This is a genomic window from Nitrosovibrio tenuis (assembly GCF_900109785.1).
Taxonomy (GTDB): domain Bacteria; phylum Pseudomonadota; class Gammaproteobacteria; order Burkholderiales; family Nitrosomonadaceae; genus Nitrosospira; species Nitrosospira tenuis_A.
The window spans coordinates 23,587-47,637 of the sequence record NZ_FOBH01000007.1 but is presented as its reverse complement, the minus strand read 5'-3'; the positions used below and the strand labels follow the sequence as shown (position 1 = coordinate 47,637).

The 24,051-nt window shown below is 54.9% G+C and carries 17 protein-coding genes; 10 read left to right on the top strand and 7 right to left on the bottom strand.

Annotated elements, in window-relative coordinates:
- The first annotated feature begins 6 nt into the window (after positions 1–6).
- Together BMX00_RS09740 and BMX00_RS09735 are read left to right on the top strand one after the other, a co-directional pair.
- Entirely contained in the window at positions 7–4,182 is a 4,176-nt protein-coding gene (locus BMX00_RS09740) for a PAS domain S-box protein (protein ID WP_090828835.1), read from the top strand.
- A gap of 43 nt (positions 4,183–4,225) precedes the next feature.
- Positions 4,226–5,470: an EAL domain-containing response regulator gene (locus tag BMX00_RS09735; protein ID WP_090828834.1), complete on the top strand. Its 1,245-nt coding sequence runs from the start codon at positions 4,226–4,228 to the stop codon at positions 5,468–5,470.
- Positions 5,471–5,518: 48 nt separating this feature from the next.
- Here the strand turns inward: BMX00_RS09735 and BMX00_RS09730 are convergent, their stop codons facing one another.
- Positions 5,519–5,896 carry an Mth938-like domain-containing protein gene (locus BMX00_RS09730; RefSeq protein WP_090828926.1) on the bottom strand — a complete coding sequence of 126 codons (378 nt, stop codon included), beginning with the start codon at positions 5,894–5,896 and terminating at the stop codon, positions 5,519–5,521.
- 284 nt (positions 5,897–6,180) lie between these two features.
- Between BMX00_RS09730 and BMX00_RS09725 the strand changes: the two genes are divergently transcribed.
- The 3 genes from BMX00_RS09725 (at position 6,181) to thrC (ending at position 10,403) form a co-directional block, all read left to right on the top strand.
- Positions 6,181–7,416: a pyridoxal phosphate-dependent aminotransferase gene (locus BMX00_RS09725; protein WP_090828833.1), complete on the top strand. Its 1,236-nt coding sequence runs from the start codon at positions 6,181–6,183 to the stop codon at positions 7,414–7,416.
- A gap of 119 nt (positions 7,417–7,535) precedes the next feature.
- The gene (locus BMX00_RS09720; RefSeq protein WP_090828832.1) at positions 7,536–8,852 is read left to right on the top strand and encodes a homoserine dehydrogenase; all 1,317 of its coding nucleotides are present in this window, start codon (positions 7,536–7,538) and stop codon (positions 8,850–8,852) included.
- A 138-nt stretch (positions 8,853–8,990) separates the two neighbouring features.
- A complete protein-coding gene (gene thrC / locus BMX00_RS09715; RefSeq protein ID WP_090828831.1) occupies positions 8,991–10,403 on the top strand; it encodes a threonine synthase in 1,413 nt (470 codons plus the stop codon).
- 81 nt (positions 10,404–10,484) lie between these two features.
- Here the strand turns inward: thrC and BMX00_RS09710 are convergent, their stop codons facing one another.
- From BMX00_RS09710 to BMX00_RS09690, 4 genes are all read right to left on the bottom strand, one after another.
- Positions 10,485–11,261, bottom strand: a complete 777-nt coding sequence (locus tag BMX00_RS09710; RefSeq protein WP_090828830.1) for a gamma-glutamyl-gamma-aminobutyrate hydrolase family protein — start codon at positions 11,259–11,261, stop codon at positions 10,485–10,487.
- 213 nt (positions 11,262–11,474) lie between these two features.
- The gene (locus BMX00_RS09705) at positions 11,475–12,590 is read right to left on the bottom strand and encodes a YbdK family carboxylate-amine ligase (RefSeq protein ID WP_090828829.1); all 1,116 of its coding nucleotides are present in this window, start codon (positions 12,588–12,590) and stop codon (positions 11,475–11,477) included.
- Positions 12,587–13,807, bottom strand: coding sequence for a cation:proton antiporter (locus tag BMX00_RS09700; protein ID WP_090828828.1), 1,221 nt, complete (start codon positions 13,805–13,807; stop codon positions 12,587–12,589). Before BMX00_RS09700 ends, BMX00_RS09705 begins: the two co-directional genes overlap by 4 nt.
- A 715-nt stretch (positions 13,808–14,522) precedes the next feature.
- The gene (locus tag BMX00_RS09690) at positions 14,523–14,807 is read right to left on the bottom strand and encodes a hypothetical protein (protein WP_090828826.1); all 285 of its coding nucleotides are present in this window, start codon (positions 14,805–14,807) and stop codon (positions 14,523–14,525) included.
- A gap of 446 nt (positions 14,808–15,253) precedes the next feature.
- Here BMX00_RS09690 and BMX00_RS09685 point away from each other — a divergent pair, with 446 nt between their 5' ends.
- On the top strand, positions 15,254–15,682 hold the full coding sequence (locus BMX00_RS09685; protein ID WP_090828825.1) for a DUF1810 domain-containing protein: 429 nt from the start codon (positions 15,254–15,256) through the stop codon (positions 15,680–15,682).
- 81 nt (positions 15,683–15,763) lie between these two features.
- On the opposite strand, the gene nadC is transcribed toward BMX00_RS09685, so the two are convergent.
- Positions 15,764–16,657, bottom strand: a complete 894-nt coding sequence (nadC, locus tag BMX00_RS09680; RefSeq protein ID WP_090828824.1) for a carboxylating nicotinate-nucleotide diphosphorylase — start codon at positions 16,655–16,657, stop codon at positions 15,764–15,766.
- Between the two features lie 222 nt (positions 16,658–16,879).
- Here nadC and clpB point away from each other — a divergent pair, with 222 nt between their 5' ends.
- The 4 genes from clpB (at position 16,880) to BMX00_RS09660 (ending at position 23,061) form a co-directional block, all read left to right on the top strand.
- Positions 16,880–19,474, top strand: coding sequence for an ATP-dependent chaperone ClpB (clpB, locus tag BMX00_RS09675; protein ID WP_090828823.1), 2,595 nt, complete (start codon positions 16,880–16,882; stop codon positions 19,472–19,474).
- A gap of 344 nt (positions 19,475–19,818) precedes the next feature.
- Entirely contained in the window at positions 19,819–20,709 is an 891-nt protein-coding gene (gene dapA / locus BMX00_RS09670; protein WP_090828822.1) for a 4-hydroxy-tetrahydrodipicolinate synthase, read from the top strand.
- A 41-nt stretch (positions 20,710–20,750) separates the two neighbouring features.
- Positions 20,751–21,872: an outer membrane protein assembly factor BamC gene (bamC, locus tag BMX00_RS09665; RefSeq protein WP_090828821.1), complete on the top strand. Its 1,122-nt coding sequence runs from the start codon at positions 20,751–20,753 to the stop codon at positions 21,870–21,872.
- A 211-nt stretch (positions 21,873–22,083) separates the two neighbouring features.
- Positions 22,084–23,061 carry a F0F1 ATP synthase subunit gamma gene (locus BMX00_RS09660; RefSeq protein WP_090828820.1) on the top strand — a complete coding sequence of 326 codons (978 nt, stop codon included), beginning with the start codon at positions 22,084–22,086 and terminating at the stop codon, positions 23,059–23,061.
- A gap of 72 nt (positions 23,062–23,133) precedes the next feature.
- On the opposite strand, the gene BMX00_RS09655 is transcribed toward BMX00_RS09660, so the two are convergent.
- On the bottom strand, positions 23,134–24,027 hold the full coding sequence (locus BMX00_RS09655; RefSeq protein WP_090828819.1) for a hypothetical protein: 894 nt from the start codon (positions 24,025–24,027) through the stop codon (positions 23,134–23,136).
- Positions 24,028–24,051: the final 24 nt, after the last annotated feature.

The window sequence follows — 24,051 nt, the reverse complement described above, 5'->3', positions numbered from 1 at the left end:
TTTCCCATGAGATTCACTTCTCTTACGCAGCGATTCACTGTCTGGTTCGTGGCGGTTTCCCTGCTGCCGATCGTGGTAATCGGCTACAGCCTGCTGCATACCTTCGAAATCGAAATGGAGAAGACAGCGATCCGGCAGGTCTCCGCCATTGCCGATATGAAAGCGGAACAGATCAATAGCTATCTGCGCGAGCGTCTCCGCGATGCAAAAATTATACAGGCGGCCAGCACCACACGCACGGCCATGCCCGCGCTTGCCCGGGCGTATGCAGAGGGGGGGGTGAAATCCGCGGCCTATCGTCAACTGGATGCCCACTACCGCGCGCATTTCAAGCGTTTCGTCGAGGATGCCGGGTATTACGATCTTTTCCTGATTTCTCTTCGGGGCGATGTCGTTTATACCCAGGCTCATGAAGCGGATTTCGCCACCAACCTGATCACCGGTCCCTACCGGAATAGCGGCTTGGGTTACGTCGCGCGTAACGCGCTCAATATGCTGCAGGAAGGGGTGTCGGATTTTGAGCGTTATGCGCCATCGAAAGGCGCGATCGCGGCTTTCATGGCGTTTCCCATCATGGTTGAGGGTAAGCTCGAGGGCGTCCTGGCGCTGCAGATCTACAGTGAACGCGTGTTCGAGGTCGTTACCGACAACGTGGGACTGGGAGCGAGCGGCGAAACAGTGATAACACGGCTTCTGAACGAGCGCACCGCTCTGGTGATGGCGCCGTTGAGACACGAGCCCAATGCGGCGCTGGAGCTCAAGGTGGCCCTTACCAACCCGCCATTTTCAAAAGCGATTCAGAGCGGCCTGCATGGCGAACGTGGAGCCGGCCTGAAAGTGGATTACCGCGCCAAGGAGGTGGTCGCCGCATGGCGGTATCTGCCGCGCATGAACTGGGGCATTGAAGTCAAAATGGATGCGGACGAGGTGTTTGCATTCGGGAGGCGCGTGCGCACTTTCAGCCTGCTGGTTCTCGGTGTGACCCTGCTTGCCGCTATTCTGGGCACCTTTTTGCTGAGCCGCCGTGTTGTCACTACCTTGAAAAATCTCAGCCAAAGTGCACGATACATCGCCGCAGGCAATCTGCAGCAGCGCGTGCCTGTGGTGGGCTGGGACGAGATCGGTCAGCTCGCGAGCACCTTCAACACAATGGTTGAACGCCTGAATGCGAGCAATCGCGAACGGGACATTGCCGAAAATAATTTGCGGCAACTCAACCAGGAACTGGAAAACAGGGTCGCCACACGGACTGCCGCCCTGGAGCGAGCCAACGCTGTACTGGCCAGCAAGGAAGAAGAAACGCGTTCTATAGTCGAGCACATGGTCGATTGCATCGTCACCATCGACGATAAGAGCATTATCCGCTCGGTTAATCCCGTGATAGAAAAACTTTTCGGATACACGCGCGAGGAGGTGATCGGGCAAAATATTTCGATGCTCATGCCAGAACCCCATCATAGCGGCCATGACAGCTATATCGAAAGGTATTACCGGACGGGCCGGGGCCGCTGCGAGTTCGATCACATTCTCACACTCGAAGTGGAAGGGGTGCATAACATCGGCATGGGCCGTGAGGTGCAAGGGCGGCACAAGAATGGCGAACTTATTGATCTGTATATTGCTGTCAGCGAGTACTTCGTGGGGGGGAAACGCTACTTCACCGGCGTGTTACGCGATATCCGCGAACGCAAGCAGGCAGAGGAGGCTTTGCGTGGAAGCGAGCAGCGCCTGCGGGCCATCGTGGATAACTTGGCGGCCTTCGTCGGGGAAATGACGATAGACGGGATATTGGTGGAGATTAACCGCACGGCGTTGATCTTCGGCGGCCTGCAGAGCCGGGATGTTATCGGCAAGCCGCTTGATGAAACCGGATGGTTTGCGTATACGCCAGAGGTGCAGGCGCAGATCCGCGAGGATATCAGGCGGGCTGTGGGGGGTGAGATCGTGCGCCATGACGTCGGTGTACGAATCGCCGATGGCAGCCTCATGACGATCGATTTCATGCTCGTACCGGTCCGTAACGCAAAAGGGGAGATCGTCAAACTGATCCCTTCCGGCATTAACATCAGCGAGAGAATGCGCATTTTGAAGGATTTGCAGCAGGCCCGGCTGGATGCCGAACAGGCCAATCAGGCGAAGTCGATTTTTTTGGCAGCGATGAGCCACGAGATACGCACCCCCATGAATGGGGTGATTGGTATGGCGGATGTATTGCAGCAAACCAGCCTCAACGGTTATCAGATGGAAATGGTCGATCTCATCCGCGAGTCGGCTTTTGCTTTGCTGGAGATTATCGACGATATCCTGGATTTTTCCAAGATCGAGGCGGGCCGGCTGGAAATCGAGCGTGAGCCCATGTCGGTGGTGGCCGTGGTGGAGAAGGCATGCGCCATGCTTGAAAGCCTGGCCGCAAGAAAAGGTGTGGAACTTACCCTGTTCCTGGATCCGGCGATCCCTGAAGAAGTTCTGGGCGATGCCCTGCGCTTGCGGCAGGTGCTGGTCAATCTTGCCAATAATGCCATTAAATTTTCCAGCGGACTGCAGGAGCCAGGCCGGGTGTCGGTACGCGCGGTGCTAGTGGACCGCACCGATGATCGGGCAACCGTGGAATTTCAGATCGCGGATAATGGTATCGGAATGAGTGAGGAGACCCAGGCGCGCCTATTTACCTCGTTTACTCAGGGGGACGCCTCCACTACCCGTCGCTTTGGCGGCACTGGATTAGGCTTGGCCATCTCCCATCATCTCGTCCAATTGATGGGGGGAGAAATAACGGCGCATAGCGCGCTGGGCAAGGGTTCCACTTTCACCGTGCGCCTGACTTTCGAACTCGTGCCGGCCACGCCCACTGGTTCCAAAGTCGTGGATCTGGCCGGGGTCTCATGTCTGGTAGTGGGCGACGAGAAGGGGTTGGCCGACGACTTGGCGGTGTATCTAAGGTACAGCGGCGCAACCGTTGAGCGTGTAAAGGATTTTGCGTCAGCCCGCCAAAGAATTGAGACACTCCCGCCCGGTTTATGGCTGCTGATCATCGATGCGGGGCATGAAGTCTCTCCGCTAGACGAATTACGCGCCGCCTTCCATTCCCGGCCTGACCTGGACCCGCATTTCGTGGTTCTTGAGCATGGGCATCATGAACCCGACAGTGAGCCCCATTTTGTTGTGATCAGGCGCGGACGGCGCCGTCATGAGCGATCTGAAACGGTGGATACCATCACCCTGGATGGCGATTTCATGCATCGGGAGGCTTTTCTTCGGGCGGTGGCTATCGCGGCAGGGCGGTTGAAGGAGGAAGTGGAGGCGGAGCAGCCTGAAAAGGTCGCGACTGTGGTTGCACCCTCGCGCGAGAAGGCTCTGGAGGAAGGCAGACTGATCCTGGTAGCGGAAGACAACGAAATTAACCAGAAAGTGATCCGTCAACAGCTTGCATTGCTCGGCTACGCGGCGGATATTGCCCCCGATGGCAGGGAGGCGCTGAAACGCTGGGAGAGCGGCAATTACGCGCTGTTGCTCACCGATTTGCATATGCCCGAAATGGATGGCTACCAGTTGACCGCAGCCATTCGGCTGGCCGAACAAGGCAAGGGCAAGGCGCACGCGCCCATCATCGCGATAACCGCCAACGCGCTCAAGGGCGAGGCCGAGCATTGTCGAGCCGTCGGCATGGATGACTATGTAAGCAAGCCTGTGCAGCTTGCGCAGTTGAAAGCCATACTACAGAAATGGCTTCCGCCCCTAAGTTCTGATATCCAGCCGCAAGGAATCGCCCCAATTCCCCCTTTGACCGCTCCCGGTACTATTCCCGTAACTGCGCCTGCCACCGCCCCTGTGACCCGTTCAACGGGACAAAAGCCGGTGGAGGTCAGCGTTCTTGAAGAGCTTGTGGGAAAGGATCCGGAGGTGATCAAGGAATTTTTGCGAGATTTTCGCGCCAGTTCAGGCAGAATAGCAGCGGAAACACGCAATGCCTGCCAGACGAACCAGGCGCAAGCGGCCGGTGCCGCGGCACACAAGCTCAAGTCGTCGGCCCGTTCGGTCGGCGCATTATCATTGGGCGAACTGTGTGCGGAAATGGAGCGGGCGGGGAAGGCGGGCGATATACAGGCGCTCAACGACCTATTGCCGCGATTTGAGGCGGAGTTGGCCGCAGTCGATGCATATATCGATTCGCTGCAAGCATGAGGCCGCGTAATCGAAAAATATAAGAGGGGAGGAAGCGAAGGCCATGCTGGAAAAATCCGCGGTCAGAATTCTGGTGCTTGACGATGAATCCTTCATGCTCAAGCTGTTGAGCCGCATGCTGTCGAATCTGGGGTTTAGCAACATAATACTCTGCGACAGCGGTCGTGCCGCCCTTGAACGCATAGCGGAAACAGGTCCGAATCTTATTTTGCTGGATCTCAATATGCCTGAAATGGATGGGATCGAATTCGTCAGGCATCTGGTGGAACGGCACTACGCGGGGAGCCTCATTCTGATCAGCGGCGAGGATGAGCGAATGCTGCAAACGGCCGAGAAGCTGGTGCAGGCGCACAAGATTCCCATACTCGGGCATCTGCATAAGCCCGTCAAGCCGGATGCATTATCGGCATTGCTTGAGAAGTGGACGCCGCAGACAGCGGATGCCGCCGGCCTGGTAAAAAAAACATATAGCGCGGATGAGCTGCGGATTGCCATCGAGAATGGGCAATTAATTAATTACTATCAACCGAAGGTGGCCGTTGCCAGTGGAGAGGTGGTGGGCGTGGAGACGCTGGTGCGATGGCGCCATCCCACAGATGGCATTATATTTCCCGATCAATTCATCGGAATCGCCGAAGCGGCCGGACTGATCGATGATCTGACCCGGGCTGTATTCGCCGGGGCAATGACCCAGGCTAAAGCCTGGCAAGAAAGGCAACTCCGGCTGCGCATCGCCGTCAACGTATCCATGGATAACCTGGCTTCCCTCAATTTTCTGAATTTTGTGACCGAGCTCACGGAAAAAGCGGGCGTCGCGCCGCAAAATGTCGTACTGGAGGTTACCGAAACCCGCCTGATGCAGGACACTCGCGCTCCGCTTGAGATTCTGACCCGGCTGCGCCTGAAGCGCTTCCGTTTGTCGATCGACGATTTTGGCACGGGACACTCGTCGCTGGCCCAGTTGCGCGATATACCATTCGACGAACTCAAGATCGACCAGGGCTTCGTGCATCGCGCATGGGCCAACGAGACCTTGCGCGCAATGTATGAGGCCAGCTTGTCCCTGGCAAGGCAATTGGGCATGGAGGTAGTGGCCGAAGGCGTCGAAGACCGGAACGACTGGGATCTTCTATATCGCACGGGATGCGATCTTGCTCAGGGAGTGTTCATGTCGCGGCCCATGCTGGCTGCCGATTTGCCCGGCTGGATCGAGAGATGGCGCGAGCGGGTGCGAACGGAGTTTCTCGCTGGTGGTGATGCAAACCCGGCGGATACGATCAAGGAGTGAAACTTGAAGCCGTTTGTATGAAGATATCCCTACGCCAAGTGAGATTATTTACAGGTTTTTAATGAGAAGCGCGGCGGCTACCCTTCGACCTTCGTCTGTCAATATATTGTAGGTGCGGCAGGCGGCGCTTGTGTCCATCACCTCGATGCCGATATGCGATTCGATCAGCATTCTGGTCAATTTGGGATGGGGAAAGCGCAGTGTCGCCCCCGTCCCGAACAATACCATCTCAGGCTGCAACGAAAGCAGAAAATCGAAATGCTCCGGCGCGAGCCGCTCAAAACTTTCAACGTCCCAATCTTCGATAATGCGATCGGGCAATACGATCAGATTGTTTTCGTATCGCACCTGATTGACCATGACATATCCGGTCCCATAGCCGGTGAACATGTTTTGTCCGGAATATGCGGAAAGGTGCAGCTTCAAGTACGGCTCCATTTGCGGCAGGTTGGCGGGTCGGGTAACATTACATCTTTTTTGCGTTGCAATAAAGCCGGACACGAAAAATTTTCATTCTGCGAGCGCTGAAGCTGGGATGAAAATCGCCATGGTCTGAATCAGTTCCAAATCGGCGACTACAAAAAATGCGTTCCCCATGGGGTTCGTTTCTTCTGTGACTTGTCTCCATGTGATTCTTTACCAGCTCTCTATTTAATTCTTTTGCGGACTTTTCACCGTCGGGCAGACCCCGATTCATTATTTCTCCTCCTATGCAGCCCATCCTAAAGTCCAGCAAGCTTGCCAACGTCTGTTATGACATTCGTGGCCCGGTGCTCGATCGCGCCAAAGAAATGGAAGAGGAAGGACACTACATCATCAAACTCAATATCGGCAATCCGGCGTTATTCGGTTTTGATGCACCCGAGGAAATTCTGCAGGACGTGATCCATAATCTCTCGGCCGCTTCGGGTTATTGCGATTCGAAGGGCCTGTTCGCCGCGCGCAAGGCGATCATGCACTACACCCAGGAAAAACGCATTCGGGATGTGCGGCTGGAGGATATCTATATCGGCAACGGTGTCTCTGAGCTGATCGTGATGGCCATGCAGGCGTTGCTCAACAGCGGTGACGAGGTTCTGATTCCTTCCCCCGACTATCCGCTGTGGACCGCGGCGGTTGTGCTGGCGGGCGGCACGGCGAGGCACTATATATGCGATGAGCAATCCGACTGGCTGCCTGACCTGAACGATATCCGTTCGAAAATCACGCCGAACACTCGCGCCATTGTCATCATCAATCCGAACAACCCCACGGGTGCGCTCTATCCCGACAACCTGTTACGTGAAATCATAGAGGTTGCGCGCCAGCACCAGCTCATCATTTATGCGGACGAAATTTACGATAAAGTATTGTATGACGGCGTCACGCATACTTCGATTGCCTCGCTCGCGGATGACGTACTGTTTGTCACGTTGAACGGCTTATCCAAGAATTATCGCGCCGCTGGATTTCGCTCTGGTTGGGCGGTGGTCTCCGGGACGAAACAGTATGCCCGCGACTATATTGCGGGGCTCACCATGCTGGCTTCAATGCGGCTGTGCGCAAACGTTCCCTCGCAATTCGGCATTCAGACCGCGCTGGGCGGCTACCAGAGCATCAAGGACTTGGTAATGCCAACCGGGCGCCTGATGCGTCAGCGGGACCTCGCCTGGAAATTGCTGACGGATATTCCGGGCGTTACCTGTTACAAGCCGAAGGCCGCAATGTACTTGTTCCCGCGTCTGGACGCGCAAATGTACCCGATCGACGATGATGAGCAGTTTGTGCTGGATCTGCTGATGGAAGAGAAGGTGCTACTGGTGCAGGGCAGCGGGTTCAACTGGGCGCAGCCGGACCACTTCCGCGTGGTATTTTTACCCAATAGCGATGATTTGACTGAAGCGATAAGCCGCGTCGCGCGCTTTCTGGAGCGCTACCGCAAGCGTACGCAAGTGTATGGGATGTGAGCGAAACGGAAAACGCCGAAAACTGCCGCATCTCCACCGCATTCTCACCTGTTTTCCCATGCAAGTAATTCACTACTGACTGTTTAAGTAATTCATCACTGACCTCTTCTCGCGTAAATATGAAGCCCATCAATGTAGGCCTGTTAGGCGTTGGCACCGTCGGGGGCGGCACTTTTGCCGTGCTCAAACGCAATCAGGAAGAAATAACACGCCGTGCCGGACGGGGTATCGTCATCCGGATGATTGCCGATCGCGACATTGAGAAAGCCCGCAAAATCGCGGGAAGCGATGTCATTGTCACTGGCGATGCAAACGAAGTCGTCACTAACCCTGACATAGAAATTGTGATCGAGTTGATCGGTGGCTATACCGTCGCGAAGGAGCTGATGCTGAAGGCCATTGAAAACGGCAAACACGTCATTACCGCGAATAAGGCGCTGCTGGCCTCGCACGGCACCGAAATTTTTGCCGCCGCGCAGAAGAAAGGTGTCATGGTGGCTTTTGAGGCGGCCGTGGCGGGCGGCATTCCCATCATCAAGGCGCTGCGCGAGGGATTGACCGCCAATCGCATCGAATGGATTGCGGGCATTATTAATGGCACCAGCAATTTCATTCTGTCGGAAATGCGCGACAAGGGGCTGACATTCGATACCGTACTGAAGCAGGCGCAAAAGCTGGGGTACGCCGAGGCCGACCCTACTTTTGACATTGAAGGCATCGACGCGGCGCACAAGCTCACCATCATGGCGGCGATCGCGTTCGGGATTCCGATGCAGTTCGACAAGGTGTACACCGAGGGGATTACGAAGCTGACCCGTGAGGATATTCGTTATGCGGAGGAACTGGGCTATCGCATCAAGCTGCTGGGCATTACCAAGCGCACCCCCAAGGGGATCGAATTGCGCGTTCACCCGACACTCATTCCCGCGCGCCGGCTGATTGCCAATGTGGAGGGCGTTATGAACGCTATCGTGGTGAAAGGCGACGCGGTGGGCGCCACCCTGTACTATGGGGCGGGCGCAGGCGCCGAACCGACAGCCAGCTCCGTTGTGGCAGATCTGGTGGATGTCACGCGGATGCATACCGCCGACCCCAGGCATCGGGTTCCCCATCTCGCCTTTCAGCCCGATCTCCTGTCGAATACGCCAATATTGCCGATGGAAGAAGTGGAGACTTCCTACTACCTGCGGCTGCGGGTGATAGACAAACCGGGGGCGCTTGCGGACATTACGCGTGTGCTCGCCGATCTGGGCATCTCAATCGATGCAATGGTGCAGAAAGAACCGAGCGAAGGAGAGGATCAGGTCGACATCATCATGCTTACCCATGTGGCAATGGAAAAAAATGTGAATGCCGCAATTGCCAGGATTAAAAAGCTGCCGCTGTTAACAGGTAAGGTTACGCGCATCCGGCTTGAGCAATTAAGCAGCAAGTAATTCTCGATATCCACGTTACGGCAGGGCACCTATAAAAAATTATAGAAATTATGTATGGACACAACGGATTGGTTTTCCGTAACTAATATTTCCATGCAGGTCTCTTGCATGGGCGGTTGTATTTGTCTGTGGTGAAAAATGCGTTATATATCGACTCGCGGCGGCATGGCGCCAAAAAAGTTTTCCAAAATTCTGCTGGGTGGCCTTGCTTCCGACGGCGGGCTTGCCATGCCCGAAACCTATCCGGGGTTCAGCGCCGCCGAACTTGAAAAACTGCGCGGCCTCAGTTATTCGCAGCTTGCGTTTGAGATCCTGTCGCTTTTCGCGGACGACATCCCCAGTGACGATTTGCGCGGCATCATTGCCCGGACGTATACCGCCGAATCCTTTCAAAGCGAGGAGATTACCCCACTCAAAACGCTGGAGCCCGGACTGCACATTCTAAGCCTGTCGAACGGACCGACGCTGGCCTTTAAGGACATCGCCCTGCAATTGCTGGGTAATCTGTTCGAATATGTGCTGGCGAAAACGGGCGATCACCTGAATATTCTTGGCGCGACCTCCGGGGACACGGGTCCGAGCGCCGAGTACGCCATGCGGGGCAAGCACAGCATCCGCGTATTCATGCTTTCCCCGCAGGGAAAGATGAGCCAGTTCCAGACGGCCCAGATGTTCTCGTTACAAGACCCGAACATTTTCAATATCGCCATTCGCGGGGTATTCGATAATTGCCAGGATATCGTCAAGGCGGTCAGCAATGATTCCAATTTCAAACAGAAATATCATATCGGCACCGTAAACTCGATAAACTGGGCACGCATCGCCGCGCAGATTATCTATTACTTCAAAGGTTACTTCGCAGCGACCCGCTCAAATGCGGAGCAGGTTTCTTTCGCCGTGCCGTCGGGAAATTTCGGCAATATCTGTGCAGGGCACGTGGCGCGCATGATGGGGCTGCCGATTAAAAAACTGATACTTGCCACAAACGAAAACGATGTGCTGGACGAGTTCTTCAAGACAGGCCGTTATCGGCCTCGCGCTACCGAGGAGACGCAGCATACCAGCAGTCCCTCAATGGATATTTCCAAAGCGTCCAACTTCGAGCGTTTTATTTTTGACTTGACCGGTCGGGACGCAGCCACGGTAAAGCAGTTATGGCGATCGGTGGACGAGGGTGGCTCATTTGATCTTGCCGATACTCCCTTATGGGAGAAAGTAAAGGATTTCGGCCTTGTGTCGGGGAGTGGCAATCACGCCGCGCGCATCGCCACCATACTGCACGTTCATGAACAGTATGGGATCCTGGTCGATCCTCATACAGCCGATGGGTTGAAAGTAGGGCTGGAGCATCGCGAAGCGGGCGTGCCGCTCATTTGTCTTGAAACCGCACTACCCGTCAAATTCTCCGAAAGTATTATCGAAGCCATTGGGCATGAGCCGCCCCGCCCCGCGGGATATGAGAATATCGAAAGCTTGCCGCAACGCTACCTGGTCATGAACGCCGATGCTGACGCCGTCAAGGCGTTGATTGCCGAGCAGGCCGGACTATAGACCAAATGATGGGTTGTCTTACTATGCCCATCCATAGCTAGGGCAATGGTTTTTTTGTGATGTTGAAAAGGGCATGGGTTATTACATGCGCTGCTTTTCGGCTGCTGCGAGGAAGTCGTCCAATATGGGGCCAGAGTCAAGCAGGCCGCCGGTAGCGGCGTGAAACTCGGGGTGCCACTGAAAGCCGCTAACATAGCATTCTCCACGCATGCGTATGGCTTCGATAATGCCATCGCTGTCTGAAATTGCTTCCACTTCCGAATCCCGTCCCAGCCGCTTGATCGCCTGATGATGAATGCTATTGACAAGATGGGTGTAATTTTCTCCATATAATCTTGCCAACCGCGAGTTCTCCTCAATTTGAACGCTGTGCCGATGGCGATCATATAGCACGGCGTCAACATGCGCGATGGCATGTGGATATTCCGCAGCAATATCCTGATACAGACTTCCACCCAATGCCACGTTGATAAGTTGCAATCCGCGGCAAATACCCAGTACAGGTTTCCCTTGCACGACGCATTCCCAAAATAATTCCATCTCGTAAAGATCGCGCACCCGGTCGCCGGACCATTCAGGCCGCGATGGTGTTTCACCGTAAGAAAGAGGACTGACATCCGCCCCCCCTTGCAGCACCAAGCCGTCTATTTCTTTGACATAATCGCTTATACGCACGTGGGAGCGTTCCACGCCCCCCGTCTCGATCGCGGGAAGCATGAATACCAGCGCCCGGCGGCGCATGATCCAGTGGGCGACGGTTTGCTCAAGATATTGCAGTGTCTTGTTGCGGAAACCCAGTTCCGCGGGAGGCTGATGCAGGATGCGCGGGGACAGGCCGATCCGTAGCGGGCGTGTCATCTTAAATGGTTAGTGTAGGCGGTCGGAAATGTTGTTAGATTGCCGCTGTGGCGCGTCGTTCGCTGAAGTGGGCGCCGGGTACAGGACTATTCGGAGGTCCCCAGGTCCCCTGTTTAACGTACCGGCCCCAGATTTGGTTTAATGACCTGGATCTGGCAGTGGAGAATATTTTCAACCTGCTTGAAAGAATTTTCTCAGCTACAAAGAAATTCCTCAGCTACCCATCCATAACTCGGCCTGGAGCTGCATTACATCGCCGAGATTGTGTTCGCGCGCGTAAGTCTTGCGCAACCAGCTTGTACCGTTGCCCGCGATGAGTATTTCGCGAACACGTTCCATTGCTTCCACAGCGTGTAGTTCCCTGGCATGGTCGACAATGCGCGCCAGCATATCGGTGATATCCTCCCGGATACTGCGCTGCTCGTGAGTACGCGGATCGATAAAAACACCTTCAAGCCCAAAGCGGCAGGCCTGAAAGCGGTTGAATGTATACACCAGATAATCATCCTCTTCAGGCGGTGTACGCTGTTCCACCATGATATAACGCGACATTGCCTGGATATAGCAGGCAATTGCGGCGGCAACTTCAACAGTAAGCGGGGTATCGCATACCCTTACTTCAATTGTGCCGAATTCCGGCTTGGGGCGGATATCCCAGTAAAAATCCTTCATCGATTCCACTACGCCGGTCGCGGTCATCTTGCTGAAAAACCGCTCGAAGTCTTCCCAGCGCAGTACAAAGGGCGCACGCCCGCTCAGTGGAAAAGAAAACACTGAGTTGAGGCGTGCCGATGCAAATCCCGTATCGTGTCCCTGTACGAACGGAGAGCTGGCAGACAGCGCGATGAAATGGGGAATATATCGCGATAGCATATGCATCAGGTGCAGCGCTTCATCAGGGCCCGGGCAGCCGATATGTACATGCTGGCCGAAGATGGTGAACTGTTTTGCCAGATAGCCGTACAACTCCGACAAGTAATGGAAGCGAGGCGCGTCAAAAATTTTCTGCTCGCTCCAGTGCTGAAATGGATGAGTGCCTCCGCCAGCTATCGCGACATTGAGGAAGCGCCCGGCTTCCGAAACAACGTCCCGCAGTGCGTGCAATTCCTCGATCAGCCCGCCATATTCCTGCTGCACCGAGGTGTTGATTTCAATCATGCTGCGAGTCATCTCAGGCTTTATTTCGCCTGGATGCTCGCGTTTGGCAATCCGGCGTAATACATCGGGCGCCGAAGAGACGAGGTTGTAGTCGTTGCAGCTCAATAGTTGCAGCTCAAGCTCTACCCCCAGGCTCAGGGGACGGGATGATGCAAAAGGCATCAGACTCATGATTTATTCTCTGGCTTATTCTCCGGCATTTCCCCGGCTCTTTGCAGGGCTACCTGGACAAGGATCGGCCCCAGGAGCTCAAGGATTACAATACAGCTCATCAGCGCAAGTCCCGGCCCCGATCCAAACGCGGGAAAAGCCATCCCAGTCTCCAATGTCAGCAGGAGCGCCACACTTGACATGGGCATGAGCGCGACTCCCAGCGCGACGCCTTGACGCAGGCTCAGACCGCTTTGATGGGCCAGGCTTAGCACAGCCAGCACCTTGGCCATTGCGCGGACGCTGATGAGCAGCAATACCAGCAGGAAACTGTGACGCAATCCGCTGAGGTCGGCCGCCAAACCATTGGCAATAAACATCAGCACGACCAGAACGGCTCCGGCGGAGCCGAAATGGGGTGGGAAAGTCCGGGGACGCTGACGGCGATACCGTGTTATCAGACCGGCGGCCAGCAGCACGAGAATAGGGCTGAGTTTGAGTATCGATGCCAAGATCGTCGCGAATGCGATCATGCCGAACAGAATGAAGGAAAACGTTTCCTCATGGTGTCCAAGATAATGATGGATTCGCTCGAAAGTCATGCCGAACAGCCAAGCCAGCAGTGCCGAGCCTCCGATGAGGTAAAGTGGCTGGAGTGCGGTATGAATGAAGCTGGTGCCTGCTGCGCCATGCATGGCAGCAACGGCCAGTTTGTGAAAGACCACGGCATAGATACAGTTGAGTGCGGTCATGAGCAGAAGCCGGTCGGTAACCTGACCCTGGGCGCGTGATTCAGTTATCGTGCGCACCACAATGGCGGGTGACGTGACGATCATGATGGTTGCGACAACCGTGGCCGTCGCGCCATCGACGCCAAACCAGATTAAAAGTGAGAATACCGCGGCAAAGGTCGCGGTGGCTTCCAGCAAGCTGGTGCCGGCGATCCAGCGATTGGCTTTAAGCCAGCGCAGGTTGACTTTGCTCCCCAGTTCGAACAAGAGAATACCGAGCGCCAGATCGATCACGAGCCGCCATTCGGTCGCAGGAAGCTGGGGGAGCAGGCCTAGTCCGCCTGGGCCCAGCAATAGGCCGACACCGATATAGCCGACAATGCGTGGCAGCTTTAAATGACGCATAAACGCCTCGCCGACCAGTACGGCGACAACCAGCGTCAGCGCCAGCCAGAGCGCAGGGCTGATCTCCAGCGGCCAGGCGGGAAGATAATCGGACCAGGTCATGCGTAGAATGCCCGGTAACAGCAGAGACAGGCTGTTCGGGTGATTGTGGGCAACATTTTTAGATGCATCCGGCTCCTTCAGGGTAGAGCGAATGTTCCAGGTCTTCTTGCTGGTGTTTTCTGACCTGAAAACGATTCAGGAAAGCGCCGCGGCGCAATGGCCGCGCTTTTCACGCCTCACGCTTGCGCGAGGGATTAATGTTGGAAGAGAGGCTTATTATAAACCAGAATCAGAAGATGAGTCCGGGGCAACTTGTGTCGGCGCCCCTGAGCGTCGCCGAGGGACCCGGCGAAGCCGGGATCGGGCCGCGTAGGGGATGCCCCGACCGCATTGTTGGGGGCGCCTGCATCCCGCTGCGGGGGTGGTACCCCGAAGCCTAGGGGCGAGGGTTCCCGCGAAGCGGGATCGCCAAGCGAAGGGGATGCCGCGGCCGTATTACCTGAACTTCATCACTTCCAAACTGCTCTCTCCCAGGTCACCTTCCTTTGGAAGGCACTGCTCCGACCTCCGCGGTCGCAACCCGGGCTGATTCAGGCGTTTGGCATGGGGTGTGGGTTATGGAATGACATGTTGTTTAACTGATACGCAAGCGACGCAGCAGTCGGAAACCGCGGTGCCGCGGTGGCTTTAGGTTCCATTTGAATACCAAGCCGGCGTATCGCAATCGAAAGGCGGAATCAGGCTCTGCCTTTCGATTATTGGAGCTGAGCAGCGATTACTTATTCTCGTAGGCTTTTGCTCTTTGAGCATGAGCTTCATCTTTTTCAGCGTGCTCCCTTGCCGCCTTGGCATGAGCTTCGTCTTTCTCGGCGTGCTCTCTCGCGGCCTTGGCATGGTTTTCATCTTTATCAGCATGCGCTTTTGATTTGTTCGTGTGGTCTTTTGATCCGTGAGCACCATGAGCCCCATAACCTTGTTTTGAGGTCGTTTCCGCGGTAGCGTTAAAGCTGAAGGCGCTGGCAAGAGCCAGCGTGACCAGGATAGGTAGCAATTTGCGCATTTTGTTCTCCTAATTTTTCAATATGAGATTAAGAAGACATTAAGAAGATTTAAGCAAAATTCTTCGCTGAAAATCGGAATCACAGGGCACGAAGAAGTTTTCAGCTTAGTTTATGACGTTAGGGGGCGCAACCCGGGAAAGCGCCATACAGCACCCATTATTGGTCGAGCCCGAGGCGCGCTAGCTGGAACGTTTTTTAATATCGAAGATATGCTGAATTATTGTCGAGGCCGGTATCCCTGGAGATAGTTGCTTGCTATCCAGGTTGACTCCCCGGCGGCGTGGTCAGCTTCTATTCCTGGTATCCCATCGGAGGAGGGCAATGATTGCAATATACGCACGTTATCCATACGCTATGCGTTTCGCTTATGGACATTCCGCACGCTATACCTGTTCACTTACACTTTTCCCTGCTACTTTTACCTTACACTTCAGCGAAGGTATACATGAGCGATCCTTACAATCTACGCCGCTTTACCGATGCTCAACAATCCATTTACGATGACGTGCTCCAGGAACTGAGGGAGGGCCGCAAGCGTTCTCATTGGATGTGGTTTATTTTTCCTCAAATCGAAGGTCTGGGTCACAGCGCCATGGCGCGAGCGTACGCCATCTCGTCTCGGGAAGAGGCGGGGGCTTATCTGTGGCATCCGGTTCTCGGCCCACGCTTGAGAGAGTGTGCCCGGCTCGTGGCTGGCATTAACGGGCGCTCAATCGAAGATGTCTTCGGCTATCCGGACTACATGAAGTTTCGCTCATCGATGACCTTGTTTTCCACGGTCGCGCCCGATCTGGAAATCTTTGACGAATGTTTGCGAAAGTATTTTGGCGGAGAGCCTGACCCCGCCACCCTTACTGAGCTAAATAAGAAGTAAGACGAAATAAGCAAGCGCACTGCGTTCTCAATCGGTACTTCCTTGTTGTATGAGAGCGTACTCCGTCCGCTTATCGGCGGCCTACAAATTGGGAGAAAACCGCATTGACAGATCTATCGCCTTGACGTCCTTAGTCAAGCTGCCGATCGAAATCCTGTCTACGCCGGTTTTTGCAACCGCGCGGACGTTTTCCAGCGTAATGCCGCCCGACGCTTCGAGCACTGCGGCTCTGTTGGTCAACCGTGCATTCAATACAACCGCCTCAGCCAGATCGTCGAGATCGAAGTTGTCCAGCAGAATCAGTTCCGCGCCAGCGTTGAGCGCGGTACGCAGATCGTCCATTGTTTCCACCTCGATCTGGGTGAATATTTCCGCAGGAGCGATCTTTTTCGCCGCCCGCAGGGCTGCTTCAACGCCGCCCGCGGCGAGAATGTGGTTTTCCTTGATGAGAATGCCGTCGTATAAACCCAGGCGGTGGTTTGTGCCACCACCACATTTGACCGCATATTTTTGCGCCAGCCGCAATCCCGGCAATGTTTTACGGGTATCCACAATCACAGCCCGTGTTCCCGCCACGGCCTCCACATAGCGTCGCGTTTGGGTCGCCACGCCTGAGAGCGTCTGCAGGAAATTCAGTGCAGTGCGTTCACCCGTGAGAAGGACGCGCGCATCACCCGCAATTTCGCAGAGTATTTGCCCGTTACGGATCGTTTCGCCATCCTCTGCAAACCAGGATATGTCGGTTTGCGGTGACAGTTGTCGGAAGCAGGCTTCAAACCACCCCGTACCGCATAAAATCGCGCCTTCGCGACTGATGACCGTGGCTGCCGCGACCTCCTCGGCAGGGATGAGGCTTGCAGTGAGATCGCCCGCGCCGATGTCCTCGGCCAGCGCCTGGCGGACGTTTTTCTCGATTTCTGTCGTTAAATCCAACGAATATTCCATGAGCTTAAGCTGGTGCGTAATGCGAAGCATTCTAACTGAATACGCACAGCAAGTAGTAGATAGTAAGTATGAGGTCGATGAAATGAACTCGCGTGGCAGCGTTGAATGTGCCGGACTACAATGGGTAAATAGTCAACACAAGGAGAAGGCCGTTTCACTCCCTGCTCGGGCTTCTTGCTCTACTGACAAGCTTGAAATTCCCCAGTAATCCCACATATAGGATTCATTCTAAAACCTTCGAGGAAGGCCCCCATGCGTTTCGATAAATTAACGACCAAGTTCCAGCAGGCGCTGGCCGATGCGCAGAGTATTGCGGCTGGCCAGGATAACCCTTACATCGAACCCCAGCATCTATTGTTCGCACTTCTGCAGCAGGAGGATGGGAGTACGGCTTCGCTATTGCAGCGTGCCGGCGCGAATGTGCCTCCGCTGCGGGATGCGCTGAAAAAAGCCATAGAGCGCTTGCCTAAGGTCGAGGGTACGGGCGGTGAGATCACTGTCTCGCGGGAGCTGGGCAATTTGCTTAATCTCGCCGACAAGGAAGCGCAAAAACGCAACGATCAATTCATTGCTTCGGAGATGTTTTTACTGGCGGTGATTCAGGATAAAGGCGAAACCGGCAATTTATTGAGGCAGCATGGCGCGAACCGCGCGGCGCTGGAGCAGGCAATCGCCGAGGTGCGGGGAGGCGAGCAGGTAAGCAGCCCCGAAGCCGAAAGCAGCCGGGAAGCTCTGAAGAAGTACACGATGGATCTGACCGAGCGGGCGCGCATGGGCAAGCTTGATCCCGTCATCGGGCGCGATGATGAAATCCGCCGCACCATTCAGGTATTGCAGCGGCGCACCAAAAATAATCCGGTCTTGATCGGCGAGCCGGGCGTGGGCAAGACCGCCATCGTGGAAGGGCTGGCTCAGCGCATCATCAATAACGAAGTACCGGAAACCCTGAAGGACAAGAAAGTGCTTTCCCTTGATATGGCGGCGCTGCTGGCCGGGGCCAAATACCGCGGCGAATTCGAGGAACGCCTGAAATCCGTCTTGAAGGAGATTGCGCAAAGCGAAGGCAATATCATTGTCTTTATCGATGAACTTCATACCATGGTGGGCGCAGGCAAGGCGGAAGGCGCCATCGATGCGGGCAATATGCTCAAACCGGCGCTGGCACGCGGCGAGCTGCATTGCGTGGGCGCAACCACGCTGGATGAATACCGCAAGTACATCGAGAAGGATGCTGCGCTTGAGCGGCGTTTTCAGAAGGTATTCGTGGAAGAGCCTACGGTGGAAGCCACCATTGCCATCCTGCGGGGGCTGCAGGAGAAATATGAAGTGCACCACGGCGTGGATATTACCGACCCGGCCATTGTGGCGGCGGCCGAGTTATCTCATCGCTATATCACAGACCGTTTCCTGCCTGACAAGGCCATCGATCTCATCGACGAGGCAGCGGCGCGAATCCGCATGGAAATCGATTCCAAGCCCGAGGTCATGGATAAGCTCGACCGGCGTCTGATCCAGCTCAAGATCGAACGCGAGGCGGTAAAGAAGGAAAAGGACGAGGCTTCCCAAAAACGCCTGAGCCTGCTCGAAGAAGAAATAGCAAAGCTGGAACGCGAATACGCCGATCTGGAAGAAATCTGGAAGGCGGAAAAATCCCAGGTGCTGGGTTCCCAGCACATCAAAGAGGAAATGGAGAAGGTCAAACTGGAGATGGAAGCCGCCCGGCGCAGGGGAGACTGGCAGAAGGTCTCGGAATTGCAATATGGGCGCCTTCCTCAACTGGAAGCGCAACTGAGCATGCAGGACAAGCAGGGCGAAGTGGCTGCCGAGCACAAGCCGAAGCTGCTCCGTACCCAGGTCGGCGCGGAGGAAATCGCCGAGGTGGTTTCCCGCGCGACCGGTATCCCGGTCTCCAAGATGATGCAGGGCGAGCGCGAAAAACTTCTGCACATGGAAGAAAAACTGCACGAGCGGGTAGTCGGGCAGGATGAGGCGGTACGACTCGTCTCTGATGCCATCCGCCGCTCGCGCGCGGGTTTGGCTGATCCAAATCGTCCTTATGGATCGTTTTTATTTCTGGGGCCGACCGGCGTGGGCAAGACCGAATTGTGCAAGGCTCTGGCCGGCTTTCTGTTCGATTCCGAAGATCATCTCATCCGCATCGATATGTCGGAATTCATGGAGAAGCATTCGGTGGCGCGCCTCATCGGCGCACCGCCCGGTTATGTCGGCTATGAGGAGGGCGGTTATCTTACCGAAGCGGTACGCAGGAAGCCCTATTCAGTCATTCTACTGGATGAGGTTGAGAAGGCGCATGCCGACGTGTTCAACGTTCTGTTGCAGGTGCTGGATGACGGTCGCATGACCGATGGCCAGGGACGCACTGTGGATTTTAAAAACACGGTTATAGTCATGACTTCCAATCTCGGTTCGCAAATGATTCAGCAAATGGCGGGTGATGATTATCAGGTGATCAAACTTGCGGTCATGGGTGAGGTAAAAACCTATTTCCGCCCGGAATTCATCAACCGCATCGATGAAGTGGTGGTGTTCCATGCATTGGATGAGAAGAACATTCGCGCCATCGCGCGGATTCAGTTGCAATACCTGGAAGCGCGGCTTGCAAAACTTCAGATAAACCTGGTTGTGACAGATGCAGCGCTGACGGAGCTTGCCCAGGCCGGTTTCGACCCCGTGTTTGGCGCACGCCCGTTGAAGCGTGCTATACAGGCACAAATCGAGAACCCCCTGGCGAAGGAAATACTCGAAGGCCGCTTTGGTGCAAAAGATACGATAACAGTGGATTCCAGAAACGGTGTAATCGTGTTTTCGAAATCGGGAGAGAGTTAGCTTAGCCTTAGGCCCCGGGCCAGCAAATAAAAAGGAGAGCCGGGTCCCTTACGGGGGGGTGGCACTTCTCCCCTTGGTTTAATGCCGGGCTTATAAGATTAATGCTAATCCTATGAAACCTTTCCAGGTGTCTCCTTTCCAGGTTTCTCCAGGAGGCACGCACTTCGCTTATTGGGACCCGGCCCGCATTCCCGCTTCACTGCCGCTTTCGCGGTAACGGGATGCCTCGGGTATTATGCGCTTGTCGCGTATTGCTCAATGGCCTCGTATTCCTTTGATTCGCGAATGTTCTTGGCAGGTGCGAGATTCAGGTAAAATAGCGCTTTTTACCGAATTGGCCTGTCATGCATAGAGCTCCAATAAGAGGCAGCCTGGTCGCTATCGTTACACCCATGCGCGAGGAAGGCGAGCTTGATCTGGAAAGTTTCCGCGCTCTGATCGACTTTCATATTACAGAAGGGACCGATGGCATTGTAGTGGTCGGCACCACCGGCGAATCTGCAACGGTGGATTTCGATGAGCATAACCTGCTGATCAAGATTGCGGTCGAGTGCGCTAGAGGCCGCGTACCAGTGATTGCCGGGACGGGCGCCAACTCTACGCGTGAAGCCATTGACCTGGCCATGTACGCCAAGGATGCCGGCGCCGATGCGAGCCTGTCAGTGGTTCCTTATTACAATAAGCCGACGCAGGAGGGTCTTTACCGGCACTTTCGGGCCATAGCAGAGGCGGTAGATATCCCGCAGATTTTATACAATGTGCCGGGCAGGACCGTTGCCGATATGTCCAATGATGTAACGCTCCGGCTCGCGCAGATTCCCAACATTATAGGAATCAAGGACGCGACCGGTGACATGGGGCGGGGTTTTGATCTGTTGTGCCGCGCGCCGGAGGGTTTTTCCATTTATAGCGGGGACGATGCGAGCGCGCTGGCGATGTTATCGCTGGGGAGTCACGGCGTCATATCGGTAACCGCCAATGTTGCGCCAAAGCTGATGCATGAAATGTGCATTGCGGCGTTCGCGGGAGACTTTGTGGCTGCGCGAGCCGCCAACAAGCAATTGCTGAGGCTTCACCTGGACTTGTTCATCGAGGCCAATCCCATTCCGGTAAAATGGGCGGTAGCGCAAATGGGGCTGATAGGCCCGGGCCTGCGTCTACCTTTAACATCATTGTCGGATCGGTATCAACCCATTGTAAAAGATGCGATGCGCAAGGCTGGGATCGCTATATAGGTTTTTAAGGATATAAATATTAAAAGGGTTAAGCGTAACACATGAAATGGCGGGTAATGGTCGCGCTATGTCTGGCAGTGAATCTGGCTGGCTGCCAGCTGATGAGTCTCTTGCCGGAAGCCAAGAAAATGAATTACAAGTCGGCGGGAAAACTCCCTCCGCTTGAAGTGCCGCCTGATTTAACCGCACCGAGTTCAGATGAGCGGTATGTTGTGCCCGATATCAACCCGTCGGGAACCGCCACATTTTCTGCCTACAATAAAGACCGCACCAAACAGACCGTCGCCGGGGGAACCGCTGTTCTTCCGGCGCTGGATGAAGCTGGTGTGCGCATGGAACGCTCAGGTACTCAGCGCTGGCTGGTGGTGCTGGGTGAACCGGACGATATCTGGCCGGTCGTTAAGGCGTTTTGGCAGGATCTGGGTTTTATCGTCAAGATCGAAATGCCTGAAGCGGGTGTGATGGAAACGGATTGGGCTGAAAACCGCGCCAAGATTCCGGATGACCTGATTCGAAACGCGCTTTCGAAAATTCTGGATACGTTGTATTCAACTGCCGAGCGCGACAAATTTCGTACCCGTCTGGAGCGGGGGGAGGGAGGTACAACCGAAATTTACATCAGCCATCGCGGTATGGATGAGGTGATGGAAGGTAACGTACGCACCGTTTGGCAGCCCCGTCCTCCCGATCCTGATCTCGAAGCCGAGATGCTTTCCCGTTTGATGATGCGATTCGGGGTAGCGGAAGAGCGGGCCAGATCGTCGGTAGCCAGTGCAGGCAGCGCGCTAGAGCGTGCACGCCTCCGTGACAAGGGCAGCGTACTTTCGGTAAATGAAGCATTCGACCGCTCATGGCGCCGCGTCGGGTTGGCGCTCGACCGTATCGGTTTTACGGTCGAGGATCGTAACCGTTCCCAAGGGATATATTACGTGCGCTATGTTAATCCCGATGCGGACAGTGGCTCAGGGGGGGGCACCGGCTTTCTCTCGAAACTCCTCTTTTGGCGCAGCGACGAAGATGCTGACAAACCGGGTCAATACCGCATTCAGCTCAGCGAAGCAGGGGAGAGTACGGAAGTCAAGGTACTCAACAAAGAGGGCGCCCCCGAGAAATCCAGTGATGCAGTGCGTATATTGAAACTGTTGCACGAGCAGTTGAAGTGATTGTGAAGAATATGGTTGGAGTAGCACCGCTCCCAGCTCGCCCCGAATACGGCGCAAACTGGTTATTGCTGCCTTATTCCTTATCACTCATTATGTTTGGGTAAAGGAGCGGTTGGGACTATGGCGCGACCCGACAGCAGCTTAGGCGCAAGTCAAGCATCCGAGGGGAATTGTTCGGAGGCCTCTCTGCCCGGATGATCGAAAAGAACTCATGAGCGATACCCTTCCAAACCTGCACCGGAAAATCGAACGAGCCAGAGAACTTCGCTCGGTGGTCAGCACGATGAAGGGCTTGGCGGCGGCAAGCATCAGCCAATTCGAAAAATCCACACGCGCTCTGGATGATTATTACCGTGCGGTACAGCTTGGCCTGAGCGTCTGCTTGCGCGCAAGCAGACGCGACACAAGCAAGGGATCGGCGCTATCCATTGTTGAGCCGAGAGTAAAACAAAACATTGAGTTGACCGCCGCGGTCGTGTTCGGGTCAGACCAGGGATTGGTCGGACAATTCAACGAAGCCATAGCACAATATTCTGCCCAGGAGTTGGCTGCCTTGCCGGGTAGAAAAAAAATCTGGGTGGTTGGCGAGCGCGCTCAAGATCATCTGCTGGGTGCGGATTTATCTCTGGCAGGTTTCTTCACGGTTCCGTTATCGGTGCAGGCGATCACACCGCTTGTCGGGCAGATCTTGATAGAGATTCTGGCAGGCGGAGAGACGCACCGGAGAACTGCCGGGCAACAGGGAAGTCAACAGGAAAGCCAACGGGAAAGCGTTCAACAGCTTTACCTCTTCTATAACAGTCGCCGGTCAGGGGCTGTCTATGAGCCCGTCAGCCAGCGGCTCCTGCCCCTGGACGAGACCTGGCGGCGTTCGATGGCTCGAATTCCATGGCCGACGCGGAAACTTCCTGAGGTTTTAGGCAGCAGTACCACAACTCTACAGGCGCTCATACGGGAATATCTGTTCGTATCGCTTTTCCGGGCGTGCGCAGAATCTCTTGCCAGCGAAAATGCGAGCCGCCTTGCCGCAATGGAGCGCGCTGAACGAAATATCGATCAGTTGCGTGAAGATCTCCAAAAGACGTTTTACCGTCTGCGTCAAAGTAAAATCGACGAGGAATTGTTCGATGTCATAGCCGGAGTCGAAGCCCTGACAGGGGCCCAACAACCAAAGCATCGGGCGGATTGATGCATCGATTAAAAGAAGGGTGAACAGCGGCGCCCTGCTGCCTGCCAGGGGGGCGAACGAAAACCTCCGATTTCAGGCTTTGCAGTAGGAAGGAATCCAGCTGCGTTCGATCATGTAATGCGGCAATTCATTGAAGTCGAAGGCAATCCCATCTTTAACCATTTGCTCGACATCGAACAGGTGCTTGATTTCAGGGATATCTTCAAAGAAAAGGGTATAGAAAGGCTTGACCAGGGCTTTTGAAACCTTCATGCCTATCGGCCCGATGAAATTCCTTCTCTGGCCCACGTGAGCGACTTCATCAATGGTAATTTCATCCAATAATTCCCTCAGGCGCAGGCATACCTCCGGCTCTTCGGTCAACAATTCATCGATGAGTCGGGCCAAATGGCAGTAAAAGGTCACTCCCATCAGCTCCGTTACAAAAGCTGGTGGCGACATCAAAAATTCGGGAAATTTGGGAAACTGTTCGTAGATTTTTTCCTTAAGCGGGGTTAAGGGCACCCATTGAACCTTGTCGAGGCCGCACGTGCGCAACATTTCATCAAACAGGCGCACATGACAGAATTCTTCGGCTAAATGCACTCGGCTGATCTTTTCTTCCACTTTGTGAGAGTGAGCCATATCCGGAACTGCTTCCCACGCGCCTTTTATTCCAACCCATTCATGTCGGGCGAATTTATACAGGCAGGTCAACATGAGCGTCATCCGGTCCAACGACGCGGGGTCATCCCTCATCTTGACATAATTGCGGTAAAAGGCTGTGGGGTCAGCCAGCGGATGCCGGAGGGTTACTGGGTTGCTCTGGAAGTGCCTGAGGCGAACACGTTTCTCGAATAAATCCTTATCCTGTTCGAACAGTTGTCCGCTATTTCGTTGGCTGAACTGCCAGTAGTTTTCAAAGTTTTCTTGTCTTTGCTGCCTTGAAGCGGGGGAAAAAATGGAAAGATATCTTCCTGACCTCATGAATCTTGCTCCTTATCGGCCGCC

Bases quoted from the DNA above. Each gene is read 5' to 3' on its own strand.
- BMX00_RS09740 (WP_090828835.1), top strand. From the start codon at position 7: ATGAGATTCACTTCTCTTACGCAGCGATTCACTGTCTGGTTCGTGGCG.
- BMX00_RS09735 (WP_090828834.1), top strand. From the start codon at position 4,226: ATGCTGGAAAAATCCGCGGTCAGAATTCTGGTGCTTGACGATGAATCC.
- BMX00_RS09725 (WP_090828833.1), top strand. From the start codon at position 6,181: ATGCAGCCCATCCTAAAGTCCAGCAAGCTTGCCAACGTCTGTTATGAC.
- BMX00_RS09720 (WP_090828832.1), top strand. From the start codon at position 7,536: ATGAAGCCCATCAATGTAGGCCTGTTAGGCGTTGGCACCGTCGGGGGC.
- thrC (WP_090828831.1), top strand. From the start codon at position 8,991: ATGCGTTATATATCGACTCGCGGCGGCATGGCGCCAAAAAAGTTTTCC.
- BMX00_RS09710 (WP_090828830.1), bottom strand. From the start codon at position 11,261: ATGACACGCCCGCTACGGATCGGCCTGTCCCCGCGCATCCTGCATCAG.
- BMX00_RS09705 (WP_090828829.1), bottom strand. From the start codon at position 12,590: ATGAGTCTGATGCCTTTTGCATCATCCCGTCCCCTGAGCCTGGGGGTA.
- BMX00_RS09700 (WP_090828828.1), bottom strand. From the start codon at position 13,807: ATGACCTGGTCCGATTATCTTCCCGCCTGGCCGCTGGAGATCAGCCCT.
- BMX00_RS09690 (WP_090828826.1), bottom strand. From the start codon at position 14,807: ATGCGCAAATTGCTACCTATCCTGGTCACGCTGGCTCTTGCCAGCGCC.
- BMX00_RS09685 (WP_090828825.1), top strand. From the start codon at position 15,254: ATGAGCGATCCTTACAATCTACGCCGCTTTACCGATGCTCAACAATCC.
- nadC (WP_090828824.1), bottom strand. From the start codon at position 16,657: ATGCTTCGCATTACGCACCAGCTTAAGCTCATGGAATATTCGTTGGAT.
- clpB (WP_090828823.1), top strand. From the start codon at position 16,880: ATGCGTTTCGATAAATTAACGACCAAGTTCCAGCAGGCGCTGGCCGAT.
- dapA (WP_090828822.1), top strand. From the start codon at position 19,819: ATGCATAGAGCTCCAATAAGAGGCAGCCTGGTCGCTATCGTTACACCC.
- bamC (WP_090828821.1), top strand. From the start codon at position 20,751: ATGAAATGGCGGGTAATGGTCGCGCTATGTCTGGCAGTGAATCTGGCT.
- BMX00_RS09660 (WP_090828820.1), top strand. From the start codon at position 22,084: ATGAGCGATACCCTTCCAAACCTGCACCGGAAAATCGAACGAGCCAGA.
- BMX00_RS09655 (WP_090828819.1), bottom strand. From the start codon at position 24,027: ATGAGGTCAGGAAGATATCTTTCCATTTTTTCCCCCGCTTCAAGGCAG.